The organism is Cronobacter sp. HA18003 (genome assembly GCF_011605905.1).
Taxonomy (GTDB): domain Bacteria; phylum Pseudomonadota; class Gammaproteobacteria; order Enterobacterales; family Enterobacteriaceae; genus Cronobacter; species Cronobacter sakazakii.
Window position 1 is genome coordinate 1,822,056 of sequence record NZ_JAANQO010000011.1, and the last position, 14,679, is coordinate 1,836,734.

Annotated in this window: 13 protein-coding genes and 1 pseudogene; 5 read left to right on the plus strand and 9 right to left on the minus strand. The window is 58.4% G+C overall.

The features are described from left to right. Window positions 1–18: 18 nt before the first annotated feature. On the minus strand, window positions 19–240 hold the full coding sequence (locus tag G6041_RS09730; RefSeq protein WP_004385540.1) for an MbtH family protein: 222 nt from the start codon (window positions 238–240) through the stop codon (window positions 19–21). A gap of 3 nt (window positions 241–243) precedes the next feature. Beyond that, on the minus strand, window positions 244–1,488 hold the full coding sequence (gene fes / locus G6041_RS09735) for an enterochelin esterase (protein WP_012125393.1): 1,245 nt from the start codon (window positions 1,486–1,488) through the stop codon (window positions 244–246). 280 nt (window positions 1,489–1,768) lie between these two features. Here fes and G6041_RS09740 point away from each other — a divergent pair, with 280 nt between their 5' ends. Then, entirely contained in the window at window positions 1,769–4,042 is a 2,274-nt protein-coding gene (locus G6041_RS09740) for a TonB-dependent siderophore receptor (protein WP_032990172.1), read from the plus strand. 38 nt (window positions 4,043–4,080) lie between these two features. Further along, complete coding sequence (gene entD / locus G6041_RS09745) at window positions 4,081–4,749, plus strand: enterobactin synthase subunit EntD (RefSeq protein WP_165756520.1); 669 nt, start codon at window positions 4,081–4,083, stop codon at window positions 4,747–4,749. On the opposite strand, the gene G6041_RS09750 is transcribed toward entD, so the two are convergent. Beyond that, window positions 4,718–5,431: a GNAT family N-acetyltransferase gene (locus G6041_RS09750; protein ID WP_041460577.1), complete on the minus strand. Its 714-nt coding sequence runs from the start codon at window positions 5,429–5,431 to the stop codon at window positions 4,718–4,720. The two genes, entD and G6041_RS09750, sit on opposite strands and share 32 nt — an antisense overlap. Window positions 5,432–5,614: 183 nt before the next feature. Here G6041_RS09750 and G6041_RS09755 point away from each other — a divergent pair, with 183 nt between their 5' ends. Beyond that, window positions 5,615–6,730, plus strand: a complete 1,116-nt coding sequence (locus G6041_RS09755; protein ID WP_012125397.1) for a YbdK family carboxylate-amine ligase — start codon at window positions 5,615–5,617, stop codon at window positions 6,728–6,730. 264 nt (window positions 6,731–6,994) lie between these two features. Beyond that, window positions 6,995–8,902 (plus strand): methyl-accepting chemotaxis protein, encoded by a 1,908-nt coding sequence (locus tag G6041_RS09760; RefSeq protein ID WP_041460578.1) that lies wholly within the window; start codon window positions 6,995–6,997, stop codon window positions 8,900–8,902. Between the two features lie 477 nt (window positions 8,903–9,379). Here G6041_RS09760 and G6041_RS09765 read toward each other — a convergent pair whose 3' ends face one another. From G6041_RS09765 to G6041_RS09785, 5 genes and pseudogenes are all read right to left on the minus strand, one after another. Beyond that, a complete protein-coding gene (locus G6041_RS09765) occupies window positions 9,380–9,862 on the minus strand; it encodes a type VI secretion system baseplate subunit TssE (protein WP_007848162.1) in 483 nt (160 codons plus the stop codon). A 9-nt stretch (window positions 9,863–9,871) separates the two neighbouring features. Then, a complete protein-coding gene (locus tag G6041_RS09770) occupies window positions 9,872–10,669 on the minus strand; it encodes a type VI secretion system accessory protein TagJ (protein ID WP_041460579.1) in 798 nt (265 codons plus the stop codon). Window positions 10,670–10,686: 17 nt separating this feature from the next. Then, window positions 10,687–11,475: a TagK domain-containing protein gene (locus G6041_RS09775; protein WP_012125400.1), complete on the minus strand. Its 789-nt coding sequence runs from the start codon at window positions 11,473–11,475 to the stop codon at window positions 10,687–10,689. 5 nt (window positions 11,476–11,480) lie between these two features. Next, window positions 11,481–11,741, minus strand: coding sequence for a PAAR domain-containing protein (locus G6041_RS09780; protein ID WP_012125401.1), 261 nt, complete (start codon window positions 11,739–11,741; stop codon window positions 11,481–11,483). Window positions 11,742–12,106: 365 nt separating this feature from the next. Further along, window positions 12,107–13,393: pseudogene (locus tag G6041_RS09785) on the minus strand (DUF2213 domain-containing protein); the annotation flags it as partial. Between G6041_RS09785 and G6041_RS09790 the strand changes: the two are divergent. Beyond that, window positions 13,373–13,759, plus strand: a complete 387-nt coding sequence (locus tag G6041_RS09790; RefSeq protein WP_124813642.1) for a Rap1a/Tai family immunity protein — start codon at window positions 13,373–13,375, stop codon at window positions 13,757–13,759. The pseudogene G6041_RS09785 and the gene G6041_RS09790 sit on opposite strands and share 21 nt — an antisense overlap. Before the next feature lie 3 nt (window positions 13,760–13,762). On the opposite strand, the gene G6041_RS09795 is transcribed toward G6041_RS09790, so the two are convergent. After that, window positions 13,763–14,659: a phage minor head protein gene (locus G6041_RS09795; RefSeq protein WP_012125404.1), complete on the minus strand. Its 897-nt coding sequence runs from the start codon at window positions 14,657–14,659 to the stop codon at window positions 13,763–13,765. Window positions 14,660–14,679: the final 20 nt, after the last annotated feature.

Sequence of the window (14,679 nt, forward strand, 5' to 3'; positions counted from 1 at the left end):
AGAGTTATATCCGTCACGTTAACCTCGGGTCTCGTTGCGGTGGGCGAAATCGGCAGGCTGCAGCGCCTGACCGTGCTCATTAAGCCACGCCTCACACCTCTCCGGAGGCTGTGGCGCGGCCACCACACGCCAGCCCGGCGGCAGCGCGCACGGCTCCGGCCAGAGGCTTATCTGTTTTTCGTGATTTTCGAGCAGCCAGAAACGGCCCTGCGGATTATCGAAGGGATTGCTGAATTCCATACGTCACTCCTGTCCTGAAAAAGGCGTCGGGGCGGGTGTAGCGGCCCAGAGCGCGGCGAGACCGTCGGTCAGGCCGCCGCGCCAGCAAAGCGCGTCGTGGCCGCCCTCCACCTGACGCCAGAAAAGCGGCGGCTGTGTGCGTTGCAGTAAAGAGACCAGGCGCTGATTCGCCTGCAAAATGAGCGGCTCATGAAGGCCCGCTTCAAGATAAATGCGCAACCCGCGCGGATCGAAGCGGCCTGCGGCCAGCTCTTCAACCAGCCAGCCGCCCTCACCGCTCGCCTCGCGCGTTGGCCACCAGAAAGAACCGGACTGGCTCAGTACGCAACCGAAGCGCTGCGGCCAGCGTAGCGCCGCATAGAGCGCGGCGAGCCCGCCGAAGCTCTGCCCGGCAATTACGGTGGTGTCCGGCGCGTCACGCCATCTCGTGTAATGACGCGCCTGCGGCAGTAATTCCTCCCACAGCGCCTCCCAGAACACGGCGTTGCAGGGGAGTTCCCGGCTGCGGTGCGCGGTGTCAATCACATCCACCAGCAGATAAACAGCAGGCGGCAGAACGCCGCGATCGGTGAGCGCCTGGAGCGCGGGCCACACCGGCTGGCTGTTCGCCCAGAACTGGCCATCCAGCAAAATAGCGAGCGGGCGCGTCAGGGGCGCGTCATCACCGCCGGTAGTAAACAGCCACACGCGACGCGCGTTGCCGAGCCGCTCGCTGTGCCAGAGAAATTCCTGCGCGGGCGTGTACGGCACGACTTTTTCTTCCCAGCCTGGCTGCGCGGGCGCGTCTGGCAGATGCAGCGCGCTCATCGGATGGCCGCGGCCACCGCGCCAGTGGTGCGGGTTGAATGGGTCGGGAATGGCCTGCGGCAGCAGTGCGCGCCAGCCTTCGCGCAGCGCGTGGCGCGCCGGAACGTCAGCAAAGGCGTCGGGGGCGAAATCATCGGTGTTTGTGGAAGGGATAAAACAGTAACTGCCGCGCCAGGCGGCGTCTAATTCGGTGCGCCAGTACCAGGCGTCGGTGCCCGGCAGACGCGTAAGCGACTGCGGCGCGGAGGGCTTGTGGTGATCGGTGATACCGGTGAGGTAAATCCACACGCGCTTTGTATCGGACGTGCTTTCATCCCCTGCCGGATCGCGCCACCAGAACGTCACGCAGCAGGTGCCCGACGCCGTGCCGGAAATCTCCGGAATGCCCTGCGCCTGCTTCGCCTGCCACCAGGCATCACTTCCCGCCGCGTGCTCCGCCACTGCCCAACTCCTTGTTAGTGTTGATAAATATCATGGAATGACGTCAATCCTGATAATTTGATGATAATATTATTGATAATTATTTGCATTTGCAATAGCGTATTGGCGCGCTGTGGGAAGCGCGTCTTTCACTCAAAAAACATTAACCCAGCCAGACGTTTGCGCGCTGCCGCTCCGGGACGAGCGGGGTTTGCGTATAGCGGCTCTGGCCTATTCCCTGCTGCGCCCTGCCCCACTGGGGAAGGACTTCCGGGCCGCAGCACAGACAGCAGGATACAAAATGAATAAAAAGCTCCCTCTCTCTCTGGCGATGCTGATTAATCTTGGGATGTATGGCGCTGCGCTGCCCGCCTGGGCGCAGGAGAGCACCGCTCCCGTGGATGGCAACGCAACGGATGGCGATGACACGATAGTCGTCACCGCCGCACAGCAAAATCTTCAGGCACCGGGCGTCTCGACCATTACCGCCGATGAAATCCGCAAAAACCCGCCGGCGCGCGATGTGTCGGAAATCATCCGCACCATGCCTGGCGTCAACCTGACCGGCAACTCCACCAGCGGCCAGCGCGGCAACAACCGCCAGATCGATATCCGCGGGATGGGCCCGGAAAACACGCTGATCCTGATTGATGGCAAACCGGTCAGCAGCCGTAATTCAGTGCGTCAGGGCTGGCGCGGCGAGCGCGACAGCCGCGGCGATACCGCCTGGGTGCCGCCGGAGATGATCGAGCGTATCGAGGTGCTGCGCGGCCCTGCCGCCGCACGCTACGGCAACGGCGCGGCGGGCGGCGTGGTGAATATCATCACCAAACGCAGCAGCAACGACTGGCACGGCAGCTGGAACAGCTACTTCGACGTGCCGGAACACAAAGCCGAAGGCGCCACCAAACGCACCAACTTCAGCCTCACCGGGCCGCTTGGCGACAGCGTCAGTTTCCGCCTGTACGGGAACCTGGCGAAAACCCAGGCCGACGCGCAGGACATCAACGCCGGGCATGAATCACTGCGCACCGGCAGCTACGCCGATACCCTGCCCGCCGGGCGCGAAGGGGTGGTGAATAAAGATATTAACGGCCAGGTACGCTGGGAATTCGCGCCGATGCAGGCGCTGGAGTTTGAAGCGGGCTACAGCCGCCAGGGCAACCTCTACGCGGGCGACACCCAGAACACCAACAACGACAACAGCACCAACGGACTGGTGAAAAAATACTATGGCAAGGAGACCAACCGTCTCTATCGCCAGAACTACGCGGTCACCTGGACCGGCGGGTGGGATAACGGCGTAACCACCAACACTTACGCCCAGTATGAACACACGCGCAACTCGCGTCTTGGCGAAGGGCTGACGGGCGGCCTGGAGGGGCTGTTCAACAGCGAGAAATTCTCCGATATCAACCTGAGCGACGTGCTTCTGCACAGCGAAGTGAGCATTCCCTTCGACTGGCTGGTGAACCAGAACCTGACGCTCGGCACCGAATGGAATCAGCAACGTATGAAGGATGGCACCTCCACCGCGCAGGCGCTGACCGGCTCCACCAGCGGCGGCGCTATCCCTGGCGTCGATTCCACTAACCGTAGCCCGTATGCCAAAGCGGAGATCTTCTCGCTGTTCGCGGAAGACAACATGCAGCTCACCGACAGCACCACGCTGACCCCGTCGCTGCGCTTCGATCACCATACCATCGTTGGCAACAACTGGAGCCCGGCGCTGAACCTGACGCAGGCGCTGACCGACGCGGTCACGCTGAAAATGGGCATCGCGCGCGCCTACAAAGCGCCGAGCCTCTATCAGACCAACGAAAATTATATTCTCTACAGCCGTGGCCAGGGCTGCTACGCCAGCGCCACTAATACCGGCTGCTACCTGATGGGTAATGAAGACCTGAAGGCGGAGACCAGCGTCAACAAAGAGATTGGCCTTGAGTATAAGCAGGATGGCTATCAGGCGGGCCTGACCTGGTTCCGTAACGATTACCACGACAAGATCGAAGCCGGTTATACCCGCGTCACTGCCATCAGCAATAAAACGGATCTCTACCAGTGGGAGAACGTGCCGAAAGCTGTGGTGGAAGGGCTTGAGGGCACGCTAAACCTGCCGGTGACCGATACCGTTCAGTGGAGCAATAACCTGACCTGGATGTTGCAGAGTAAGAACAAAACCACCGGCGATCGGTTGTCGATCATCCCGGAATTTACGCTGAACTCAACGCTGAGCTGGCAGGTGCGAGACGATCTGTCGCTGCAAAGCACGCTCACCTGGTATGGCCGTCAGAAGCCGAAGATGTACAACTATAAGGGCGAGCGCGTGACCGACAGCGGCACCAATGAAGTCAGCCCTTACAGCATCGTCGGCCTCAGCGGCACCTGGGATGTGACCAAAAACGTCAGCCTGACGGCGGGCGTTGATAATGTCTTCGACAAGCGTCACTGGCGCGCGGGCAACGCCCAGACCACCGGTAACGCCAAAACCAACGCCTGGATGTATGGCGCGGGGGCGGAAACCTATAACGAATCGGGCCGGACCTGGTTCATGGGCATCAACACTCATTTCTGATAATGACAACGGCGGGCAGCGATGCCCGCCTTTTTCCGATGCAAACCACTCTCACTTCACTGACCTTTGCCGGGCAACTGCTCTGGCGCGTTGATTTCTCACCCGACACTTTCACACCTGCCGATCTGCTGTGGCTGCCGCACCACGCCATGCTGGCGAATGCCGTTGCGCGGCGTCAGGCCGAGCATCTGGCGGGCCGTATCGCCGCCGTCGCCGCACTGAAGGCGGCGGGCGCGCCATTCTCCCCGCCCGGCATCGGCGCGCACCGCGAGCCGCGCTGGCCTGCGGGTTTCACCGGCAGCATTACGCACACCGGCCACCGCGCCTGGGCGGCGGTTATCGCCACGCCGGGCGGCATCGGGATCGACGTTGAAAACCTTATGGACGCGCAGACGGCGCGCGAGCTGGCGCCCGGTATTATCGACACACAAGAGCGCGCGCTGCTGACCCGCACGCCGCTGCCCTTCGCCAGCGCCCTGACGCTCGCGTTTTCCGCCAAAGAGAGCCTCTTTAAAGCGCTGTTTCCGCAGGTGGGCGACTGGTTCGGTTTCGAATGCGCGAAAGTCGTCGCGCTGGGCGATCAATACTTAACGCTGCGCCTCGCCTGCCCGCTCGGGCCGTTCGCACAAACGCAGTGCTTTACACTGCACTGGCGTCAGGAGGCGCAGCAGATCCTCACGCTGGTGAACGCGCCCGGAAGTGGCTGAGCGGCTGTTTCTGTATACCGTCGGCGGTGAAATTCTCCGGCGACAGCCAGGCGCGCAGCGCGGCATCGGCCTGTGGCCATTCGCTATCAAGCAGTGAAAACCATTCGGAATCGCGGTTGCGCCCTTTACGCACCATCATCTGACGCAGTCGCCCTTCATACGTGAAGCCAAGCCGTTCAGCGGCGCGGCGCGAAGCGGTGTTCATCGAATCGCATTTCCACTCCACGCGGCGGAAACCGTGCTCAAAGGCGTCGCGCATCAACAGCCACAGCGCCTCGGTGCCGGTGACGCGGTTTTTCATGCGCGGCGACCAGGTTACGTGGCCTATTTCCAGCACGCCGTTAGCCTTATCAATGCGCATAAAACAGACCAGCCCGACCGCCTCGCCGCGCGCGTTATCCATCACCGCGAAAGGCACCAGCGACGGATCCATCACTTTTTGCGCCACCCATTCATGGCACTGCGCGAGCGTATCGGGGCGATCGCTTGCAAGCCATGTCCAGTCGCGATCGTCCGGCGCGTCCTGATAGGCCGCCAGCAGCGCGGCGGCGTGCGCGTCGGCATTCAGCGGTTCCAGCGTGCAGTAGCGCCCTGCAAGCGTTGTGCGCTCAGGCATCCGTGCGCCTTTCCAGCCCGGCACTGGCGCGCCGACCTGCTGATCGTAATGGTTGAAATAAGCCACAAGCACTCCTCCTGATGGTTGTTAATAAAAAGTTATATCAGGAGTGAAACCAGGAAGATAGCGATAACGCAGCGGGAAAACCGCGCACAGGAACTCGGTTTTATCTGAGCGTTTTCACCGCAACTGGATGATTTTGCATGACTATACTTGGAGCAGAACCCTTTACTGATAAGCGAGCTGCCCATGCCCCTTAAACCGTTTGCCCCTTCCGAACCCTACACTCTGGGCGTTGAACTGGAGCTCCAGGTGGTCAGCCCGCCCGGTTTTAACTTAAGCCAGGATTCCTCAACGCTGATTAGCGCGCTGGAGAGCCGCGTCACGGCGGGTGAAGTGAAGCACGATATCACCGAAAGCATGCTGGAAATCGCGACCGGCGTCTGTCGCGATATCAACCAGGTAGCCGCGGAATTCGCTGCCATGCAGCGTGAAATTCTCGCCTGCGCCCAGCAATATCACCTGATGATAAGCGGCGGCGGTACGCATCCGTTTCAGAAATGGCAGCGCCAGGAAGTATGTTCCAGCGAGCGTTACGCCCGCACGCTGGAGCTGTTCGGCTATCTCATCAAGCAGGCCACCGTCTTTGGCCAGCATGTGCATGTGGGCTGTCGCAACGGGGAAGAGGCGATGTATCTGCTGCACGGGCTGTCGCGTTTCGTGCCGCATTTTGTCGCGCTGTCGGCGTCTTCGCCGTATATGCAGGGCGCAGATACCGGCTTTGCCTCCTCAAGACTCAATATTTTCTCGGCCTTCCCGGATAACGGCCCGGCCCCGTTTGCCGCCGACTGGACGCAGTTCGAGAAGATGTACGCGCGTCTCGAAGGCACGAAAGTGGTGGAGTCGATTAAAGATTTGCACTGGGATATTCGCCCAAGCCCCGGCTTTGGCACCGTGGAAGTGCGCGTAATGGATACGCCATTAACGCTGGAACGCGCCATTAATATCGCCGGATTTATTCAGGCGATTTCCCACTGGCTGCTGGATGAGCGCCCTTATAAACATAAGGCTGAGGATTACCTGATTTACCGGTTTAACCGTTTCCAGGCCTGCCGCTATGGGCTGGAAGGTACGCTGACGGATGTTAGCACTGGCGAGCAACGCACCATCGGGGAGGATATTTTGCGCCTGCTCGACAAGCTTGAGCGCTATGCCCGCCCGCTGAACGCCAGCAGCGCGCTGGAGGCGATCCACCGCTATGTTAAGAATAACGACAGCGACGTACACCGCATTCGTGAATTTACCGCCGATGGCGGCTCGCTCTCTGAACTGGTGCGCCTGAATGGAGAAATCTGGGCCGCCTGAAAACCGCGTTACGCCTGACCGGCTCCTGACTGATTAAGGGAATTTACCTTAAACAAGGAACCCCCTGCCTGTAAAAGCCAGCCATTTATCGCTGGCTTTTATCTTTTCTGAAAACAATAACTCGCCTTTTTTTATTCTGGATCATCAGAATAACTCTTTTGAGTTATTTTTTGGCCTCAAACGCAGCGGCAGCGATTAAAGCATCTAATTTGTCTTACCGATAGGAAATATAACGATTTCTATCGCAACACAGGAATGACGCTAATGTCATGGATATATCGCCTCTCTATGAAAACCAAATTAGCCATCGCGCTTTTACCGTTATTAATTGCGCTGCTCTGGCTGGCGGGTGCCGGGATGCTGTCGCGCATCGATACCGAACGGCAGATGCGCAACGTCGAAGAAGTGACGCGCCTTGCGAAAAGCGCCGGTGATGTGGTGCATGAGCTGCAAAAAGAACGCGGCCTGAGCGCCGGTTATCTGGGCAGCCGCGGCGCGCAGTTCAGCCGTGAGCTCACCGCACAGCGCGCCCGGACGGACAGCGCGCTGGCGGCCTTTAACGCCGCCATGAAAAACACCGATGAAGAGAGCCTGAAAGGCAGCGTGGGCGAAGCCATCCGCGCCTTCCGCCAGCGGGTGTCGATGCTCGATGACACGCGCCAGCAGATAACCGCCCTTTCCGTTCCCGCGCCGCAGGGTGTTGCGTTTTATACCGACACCATCAGCACCGTGCTGGAGCTGGTGGGCCGCAGTACGCGCTTAAGCCACGCCGGAGTGATTGTGAATCAGATGGTGGTTTACTACAGCCTGCTCAGTATGAAAGAACAGGCGGGCGTTGAGCGCGCGCTCCTTTCCGGCATTTTCTTCGCCGATCGTTTTGCAGATGACCAGCTGGCGCGCCTGAGCGAAGTGGTGGGCAAACAGCAGGCGTGGCTCGCCGCCTCGCGCCAGCTTTCCGACGCTGAGGGCGTGAAGCGGATTGACGCCGCACTCGCGCTGCCGTCAACGACCCGCGCGCTGGCGCTGCGTCAGATAGCGTTCGGGAAAGCCGCGAGCGGCGGGTTTGGCGTGTCACCGGCGAGCTGGTTTACCGCACAGACGCAGCGTATCGATACCCTGCGCACACTGGAGAACGCCGCTTCCGCGCAGCTTCTCGCCACAGCAGGCCAGCTTGCAAGCGACGCCCGCGCAGGCTGGCAGCGCTTTCTCGCCATCACTCTGCTGGCGCTTATCGTGGCGGTGAGTTTCGCCGTCGTGGTGGCGCGCAGCATCCATCGTCAGCTGCATGCGACGCTCACCGCCATTGACGGCATGGAGGGCGATCTCACGCGCCGTCTGGACGTGCCGGGCAGCGATGAACTCTCCGCCCTGAACCGCGCCTACAACCGCGCCATTGAAGATATTCAGCGGATCGTCGCTGAAATAAAAACCGGTGCGGTCGTGTTGCGTCACGCCAGCGCCGGTATCGCCGCGGGCAATCAGGATCTGGCGCAGCGCACGGATGAACAGGCGGCATCGCTGGTGGAAACCGCCGCCAGCATGGAGCAGATAACGACGGTTATTACCCAGACGGCCGATAACGCCCATGAGGCGGAGCGCCTGACGCGACTGATGGAAGAAGAGATGCAGAGCGCGAGCGCGGTGGCGCACGCTGCCCGCCAGAGCATGGCGGATATTCAGGCCTCCAGCGAGCAGATCTCGCGGATTGTCGGCTCGATTGACGACATTTCCTTCCAGACTAACCTGCTCGCGCTCAATGCCGCGGTGGAGGCGGCGCGTGCCGGAGAACTGGGGCGCGGCTTTGCGGTAGTGGCTTCCGAAGTGCGCACGCTGTCGCAGCGCTGCGCCCGCGAGGCTGGGCTTATCCGCGAGCTGGTGGCGAACAACATGGCGAAAATCGGCGAAGGCGTGGAACATGTCGATGCTTCCGGCAAGGCGCTGGATGGCGCAGTCGCCAATACCGCCCGGATGCGGACGTTTATCAGCGATATCGCCCGCGCGGCGGCGGAACAGTCGCTTGGCGTATCTCAGGTGCACGAGGCGCTAAACCAGCTGGAACAGGTGACGCAGCAGAACGCCGCGCTGGTTTCCGAGGCCGCGACGGCCAGCCAGACGCTGGATAATCAGTCTGAAACCATGTCGCAGCTGGTTAACCGGTTCGTGGTGGCGTAAAAACCATAACGTCGCCGCAGGAGTACGGCTACAAAATATAGTGGTTTTTCAGGGAATATTGACCCATCGCTTGATTAAGGTTGGGTTATTTCCTACTATCCCCAGCCACCTGAATACAGGTTTTAAGCCGCACTCACTCCGCGGCTTTTTTATTATTTGCATTGCAGTCATCGTTGACGGGATATCGCGCCATTAAGGCACTGTAATTATAACGTCCCGCAACTAATGACATTCTGACGAAATACAGCCTCTGACCTGCTCCGGGAGAGCAAAACATGGAATATAGTTTCGGTGCGAAATTTTTTATCCTTTCGCAAATCAGCGTGTTTGTTATTTCCGTTTGCGCATTAATTAATGGCGCGCTGTAAATAACAGCATTGACCGTAACGGATTATTACCCTCGCCAGATGGATTTGGCACCTTTATTCTCCACCGTTGTTATACGGTAATGAAAAAGAGGCGCGACGCCTCTTTTTTCTATAACGCCGTCAGCGTCGTTTTTTCCGTTTCGGTATCATAACTGCCGCTGACCGCAAACCCGACGGGTTCTGGTTGCCAGTAAAGCAACGCCGCTATTTCAAACCACAGCGTTGTACCCGGCGCGGACTGCCGCTTCGGACTTACCACCAGCGACGACGGGATAATACGCGGCTCAAAGCGCAATAATGCGTTGCGGATAGCCTGCTCCACCATCGTCCAGCTTTGCGGCGTCGCATATTTCCCGGAGAGCGGCGCGAGGCCGTGATTAATCACCGAATTAACCACCGCCGGGTGTCGCACCGGGTCGATGAGCGCTTCAATATTGGTGTTGTTGAGCAACACATCAATATCGCGCAGCACTAACTGCCGGTAGCGACGCGCATTAATAAAACTCGCGTCATGCGCCTCGTGGCGGGCTTTTGGCTCCTCATCCAGCAGCCGGTCAAGTAGCGTCGGCGCGAACTGTTTTTTTCTCTCCATCGCCCAGCCTTAATAAAACCGAAGCTCACGCAGATCCGGCAGCGCATAGTCCGCGTTATCGGTAATCAGCATCTTTCTGCCAAGCCCGATACAGAGCGACTCGCTGACCGGCTGCCAGTCGGTCAGGCTGCCGAGAAGGGTTTCCTGCGTCGCTTGCGGCGTCAGCGGGTAGCGAGCCGGGATATAGCCCTGAAACTGCCCGTCAGCGAGGGTCACTTGCGCAGGCAGCCAGAGCAGATCCAGCAGGTCAACGGGACGGTGGATCTTCAGCGCACGCAGCGCGGAAAACGGCACCCAGCGGTACCCTCCCGCACAGATAAATTCGCACACGGGCCCGAGCCGCCCGTCGCTGTCGGCTATCCAGCTAAACGGGGCTATCTCCTCGCCTTCGCCCGCCGTAAGCGGTGCCAGGTCGAATGCCTGCTGACGAAGGCGTTCGGCATCCTCGTCTTCACCAGCAGCGAACTGCCGGTTCGCCTCATGAAGCAGCGCGACCCATTCCGGCAGCGGCTCCGTAAGCCCCGCCGGCGTAATGTCACCGGCCAGCACGCGGGCGCGTAATATTTCGCTCATAACGAGATTTTTATAAAGCTCCACCCGCTTTGTATATTCCGCATCGAGCGCTTTCAGTATCTCCAGGTGCGTCAGAGCGTTATGCCAGTCGCCTTCGAGACAATAAAATTTAAACAGCAATTCGCGCGCCGCGCTGTTATCAGGCTGCGCTTTTAAGCGGCTCGTCGTTGCGTTGAAATGGGCGTCAAACGCCGCGCGATTAAGTAAGTCCTTAAACGTGATTTCTGTCGTCATGGTCATCCCTGTGAGTCTCAGAGCAAACTATCCAGATCGGGTTGATGGAATTCCCGCACCGTCAGAGCGGGAAGCCGTGTGGGCGCTTTTATGTGCTGCGCATCCGGCGATAGCATTTTCAGGATGTCATACCGCGGCGCGCTAAACAGTTCGGGGTCCGCCTCAAGGCCCGATAACGTCTCCAGCGCCTGTGCTATCAGCGCCGACGATCCCAGAATGCATTCGGTGAGCGTTTTCTCTTTCATCTGTTCGCGAAGCTGCGCAATGTCTGACGCGGCCTCTTTCAGTCGCAGTCGCGAAGGGGCAGGCGAAGACGTGGCATCACGCCGCTGCGCGCCCCAGGCCAGAAAGCGTTTATATTCGTTTTCCAGTCTTTTCAGGATGTCGTCGTCAGCGCGTGTCTCCTGCGGGCCTTGCCAGTCGACATAGCGCACGCTGCGGGAGAGAAGCGCGTCGACCTCGCGCACCGCCCATTCATCGGCGTTTTCCGGCAATCCTGCGGCATCCGTTTCCTGCGCCATCGCCACCTGCAGCGCATATCGCCCGGCCTGCACCGTCAGGCCGTAGCGCAGAGGGTAAGGCTGCCCGGGCGCAAGGCGTTCATGACCGGCGAAACAGACATAATCCGTTGCCGCGAGCGTCATGTAAGGCTGCGTTCCGCGCAGTGAAAAGCACAGCACGTTAGTTCTCTCTCTGGCCCCGGCAGGGATAAACTCGCCGCTGTCGATATCAAGCCAGGCCGCGTCATGCTGCTCATTCAGGGTGATTGCCCCGCCATTGGCGGGCCAGATGAAACGTATCTGCATAATGGTTAGCCGATGAAGACATCGCCGGAGCCGCTGGCGATAGCCGCGCCACAGCCCGTGGCGTCGCCTGTCCTGGCGGCGGGATTATTGTTGATAAAGACCGATCCTGAGCCTGATGAAACGGCTGACGCGCCGTGAATGGAACAGCTCGCGCTGCTGGCTCCCTGCATGGCCGCTGGCGCGCCATTGATGGACACATTCCCGGAACCGTTGGAAATGGCACCGCCGTGGCTGATGGCATCGCCTGCCCGTGCTGCATTTTGCATATTTCCTCCTTTATGGAATTAACGCTGGCGGTCGCTCCGCCAGCGTGGATAGCGCTTACCAGAATTTGGGCGGCGCCGTCTGCGTCTCCGTTGGCGTTTCGGTCGGCGTTTCCGTCGGTGTATCGGTTGGCGTATCGGTCGGCGTATCCGTCGGCGTATCGGTCGGCGTATCGGTCGGCGTATCCGTTGGCGTATCCGTTGGCGTATCCGTTGGCGTATCCGTTGGCGTATCCGTCGGCGTATCGGTTGGCGTATCCGTCGGCGTATCGGTCGGCGTATCCGTTGGCGTATCGGTCGGCGTATCCGTTGGCGTATCCGTCGGCGTATCCGTTGGCGTATCGGTTGGTGTATCCGTTGGCGTATCGGTTGACTGCCATGTCGTCGAGCTTGAACTTGGCTTTAACCGCTTCGCGCTTGGTCGCTTTTTCCTGGTCGGCGTTAGCGGTCAGGCCGGATTCGATAGAGCTCAGCTTGTCGGCAAAGGGCTTAAACCATGCCGGTGCTTCTTCGCTATTGGTGGCTTTGTCTTTGGCGGCCTTTTCTTCGGCCTCTTTCTTCTCGCGAGCAGCCTTTTCTTCCGGCGTCTCACCTTTAGAAGCTGCTTTCTCAACAGCCATCTGGTTGAACGCATCCAGCAGCTCAGCTTCTGATTTGCCTTCTGTCGGCTTACCAGCGGCTTTCAGCGCATTGATAATCATGTCTTTCATCGGATCTCTTTCTCCGTTGGTTTTAATTTCGTACTCAGGTGGTTTGCGCACGACTTCTACAGGTTCGCCGACGAATTGAGCCTTGCCGTCATCGTCGATGAGGTACTTCTGTTTGAAATATTTATCTGCATCCCGATAAACGAAGGAGTCCGGCCATACGCTTTCCGGCCATACCCAATCATCGTTGTCACGACCCTCACGGAGCTTGTCGCTAATAGCCCGCTGGATATCGTCGAATGAGAAATTTGATGCGTTGGTAAAGAAGAATTTGGTCTTGTTAAGCAGTCCTTCCCTGGTGCAGTTCGATGCCTGCGCGAGGTCTGCGTTTTCTACGCTTACTTCCTGTTGGGAGTTGTCTGCGTTAACGAAGATGCCGACACCTTCTTCAGGGGTTGCGGCTCCAGGCTCATCGAGAAGAATGGCTACGTGGTCGAACTGCATATTGCGAGCGACCCATGAGTAGCTCTTACCCTTCGATTTGCCGCTGTTCTGCTCGCGGCGCAGCAGGAGCCCGGTAGATACGTGAATCGGCTCAGCGTTTGAGTTGGCCTGAAGCTCATCAAGACGCTCGATGAGGCGCTTACCCTTCTCGCTGGACTGAGCGATACGCTTGTTGACCTTCATGTCCATGACGACACGGTCGCCGTCTTTGCGGACGTTTTCAGCCCATGCGCCGACGTGGAACTGATTAACCGCTCGCGGGTTAGTGGCGCTGACGTGCTCGTTGCCAATCTTCGGATGCCCGAAAGGCATCGGGTTGCCTTCGAGCGTTTTAAAGCTCTTGTTAATCTCCTCAGCCGGATACAACCCGCCATTCATGACAACGTCATCCACGACAGGCACGACGCCACGAATGACGATATGCTCGTCACCGTCGATGGTTTCAGTTGAGATGTTTGAAGAGTTGATGGCGAGGCTTTTTACATGAATACTGTTGAGTCTCATGTTTTACCTTTCTGGGATATAAAAATGAAAAAAGTGATATTTGCTGCTCTGCTCTCCGTTAGCAGCGTATGTAATGCCGGTTTTTTGACGGGGAATGATCTCTATACGAAATATCAGGCGTATACCCGTACCGATAACGGATCCGCCTCAAGCGCCGATTATGAATTAGCTAATGAATATTTGGGTTATGTCGCTGGCGTATGGGACACAATGAGAGACACTTCTATATGCCCTAAGGGAACCGTAACAAGAGGTCAAATATCAGATATTGTTGGTCAGGGGCTGAAGAATAATCCTCAGGATCGGGCAGACCCTGGAGCTAGATTGGTGCTTGGTTATTTAATGAAAGCTTTCCCCTGTTCATAGGGCTCATGGTATCCCACTCCATTTTTGGCGCTCTTTAGATAACTTTTCGGCCAGACCTTCGTTAAATAGGGCTCCGTCATCATTAAGTAACACGGGGATCTGGCTGCAATAGCAGTTGTACCGGTTTCCATTCTGAGCATAGAAAGCCTCCACTTCTTCCGTTGTGAAGGTCTTCCCGTGTCGAGCAGCGTGCCAAGGGCGTGTCGTCGACTTCAGGGCTGATATCCACAGCAGCGCAGCGTTAAGCCCCAGCCTTTCTTTCGACCATTCTGCTTCTGACCACTGAGCCTGCCGTAAAGCGCCAACCTGCTCCGTCTGAGCTATCGTTTTGGCCCGACTCATAGATACATCCAGGCGCTTGCTAATCAGGCTTGCCGTCTCTCGTGGGTTAACGCCACGGCCTATCGCATCAGCGACGATGTTCGACAGGTCAGCACGGGCAGCATCAGTTATTCCCCGCCATTCGCTGTAAGTGGAGATATAGGCCGCTGCAACCTGGTTTTGATACGCCGGGCTGCTTAGCAACTGCTGAAGCGTCGTTGACTGCTCATAGATAGCCGATTGTGCTGACAGATTGGTGAACGCCTGCAACGTGCCGCGCTGATACTCATCAGAAACGTACTGAAGCGCCCAAAGGTTGTTATTCCCACCCTCCAGGAGATAGTCGTCCAGAATCGTTTCTATGCGCAGTAAAAGGTCAGACAGTTGCTGTGGCGACATGTCATAGATGAAGGTGCCCGCATTCACCTGGTAGAGTGTGTCTGGCTTACTGCCTTCTCTCGCCAGAATGTACCCGTACAGCGAATTGCCACTCCGCTCCCTGCCGACCAGATACCCATCGAGCAACTGCTTCAGTGCCTTCTTTATCTGGTAATAGCGATTCTCGATATCCCGGAACATTCGGTTAACCGTTCGGTAGG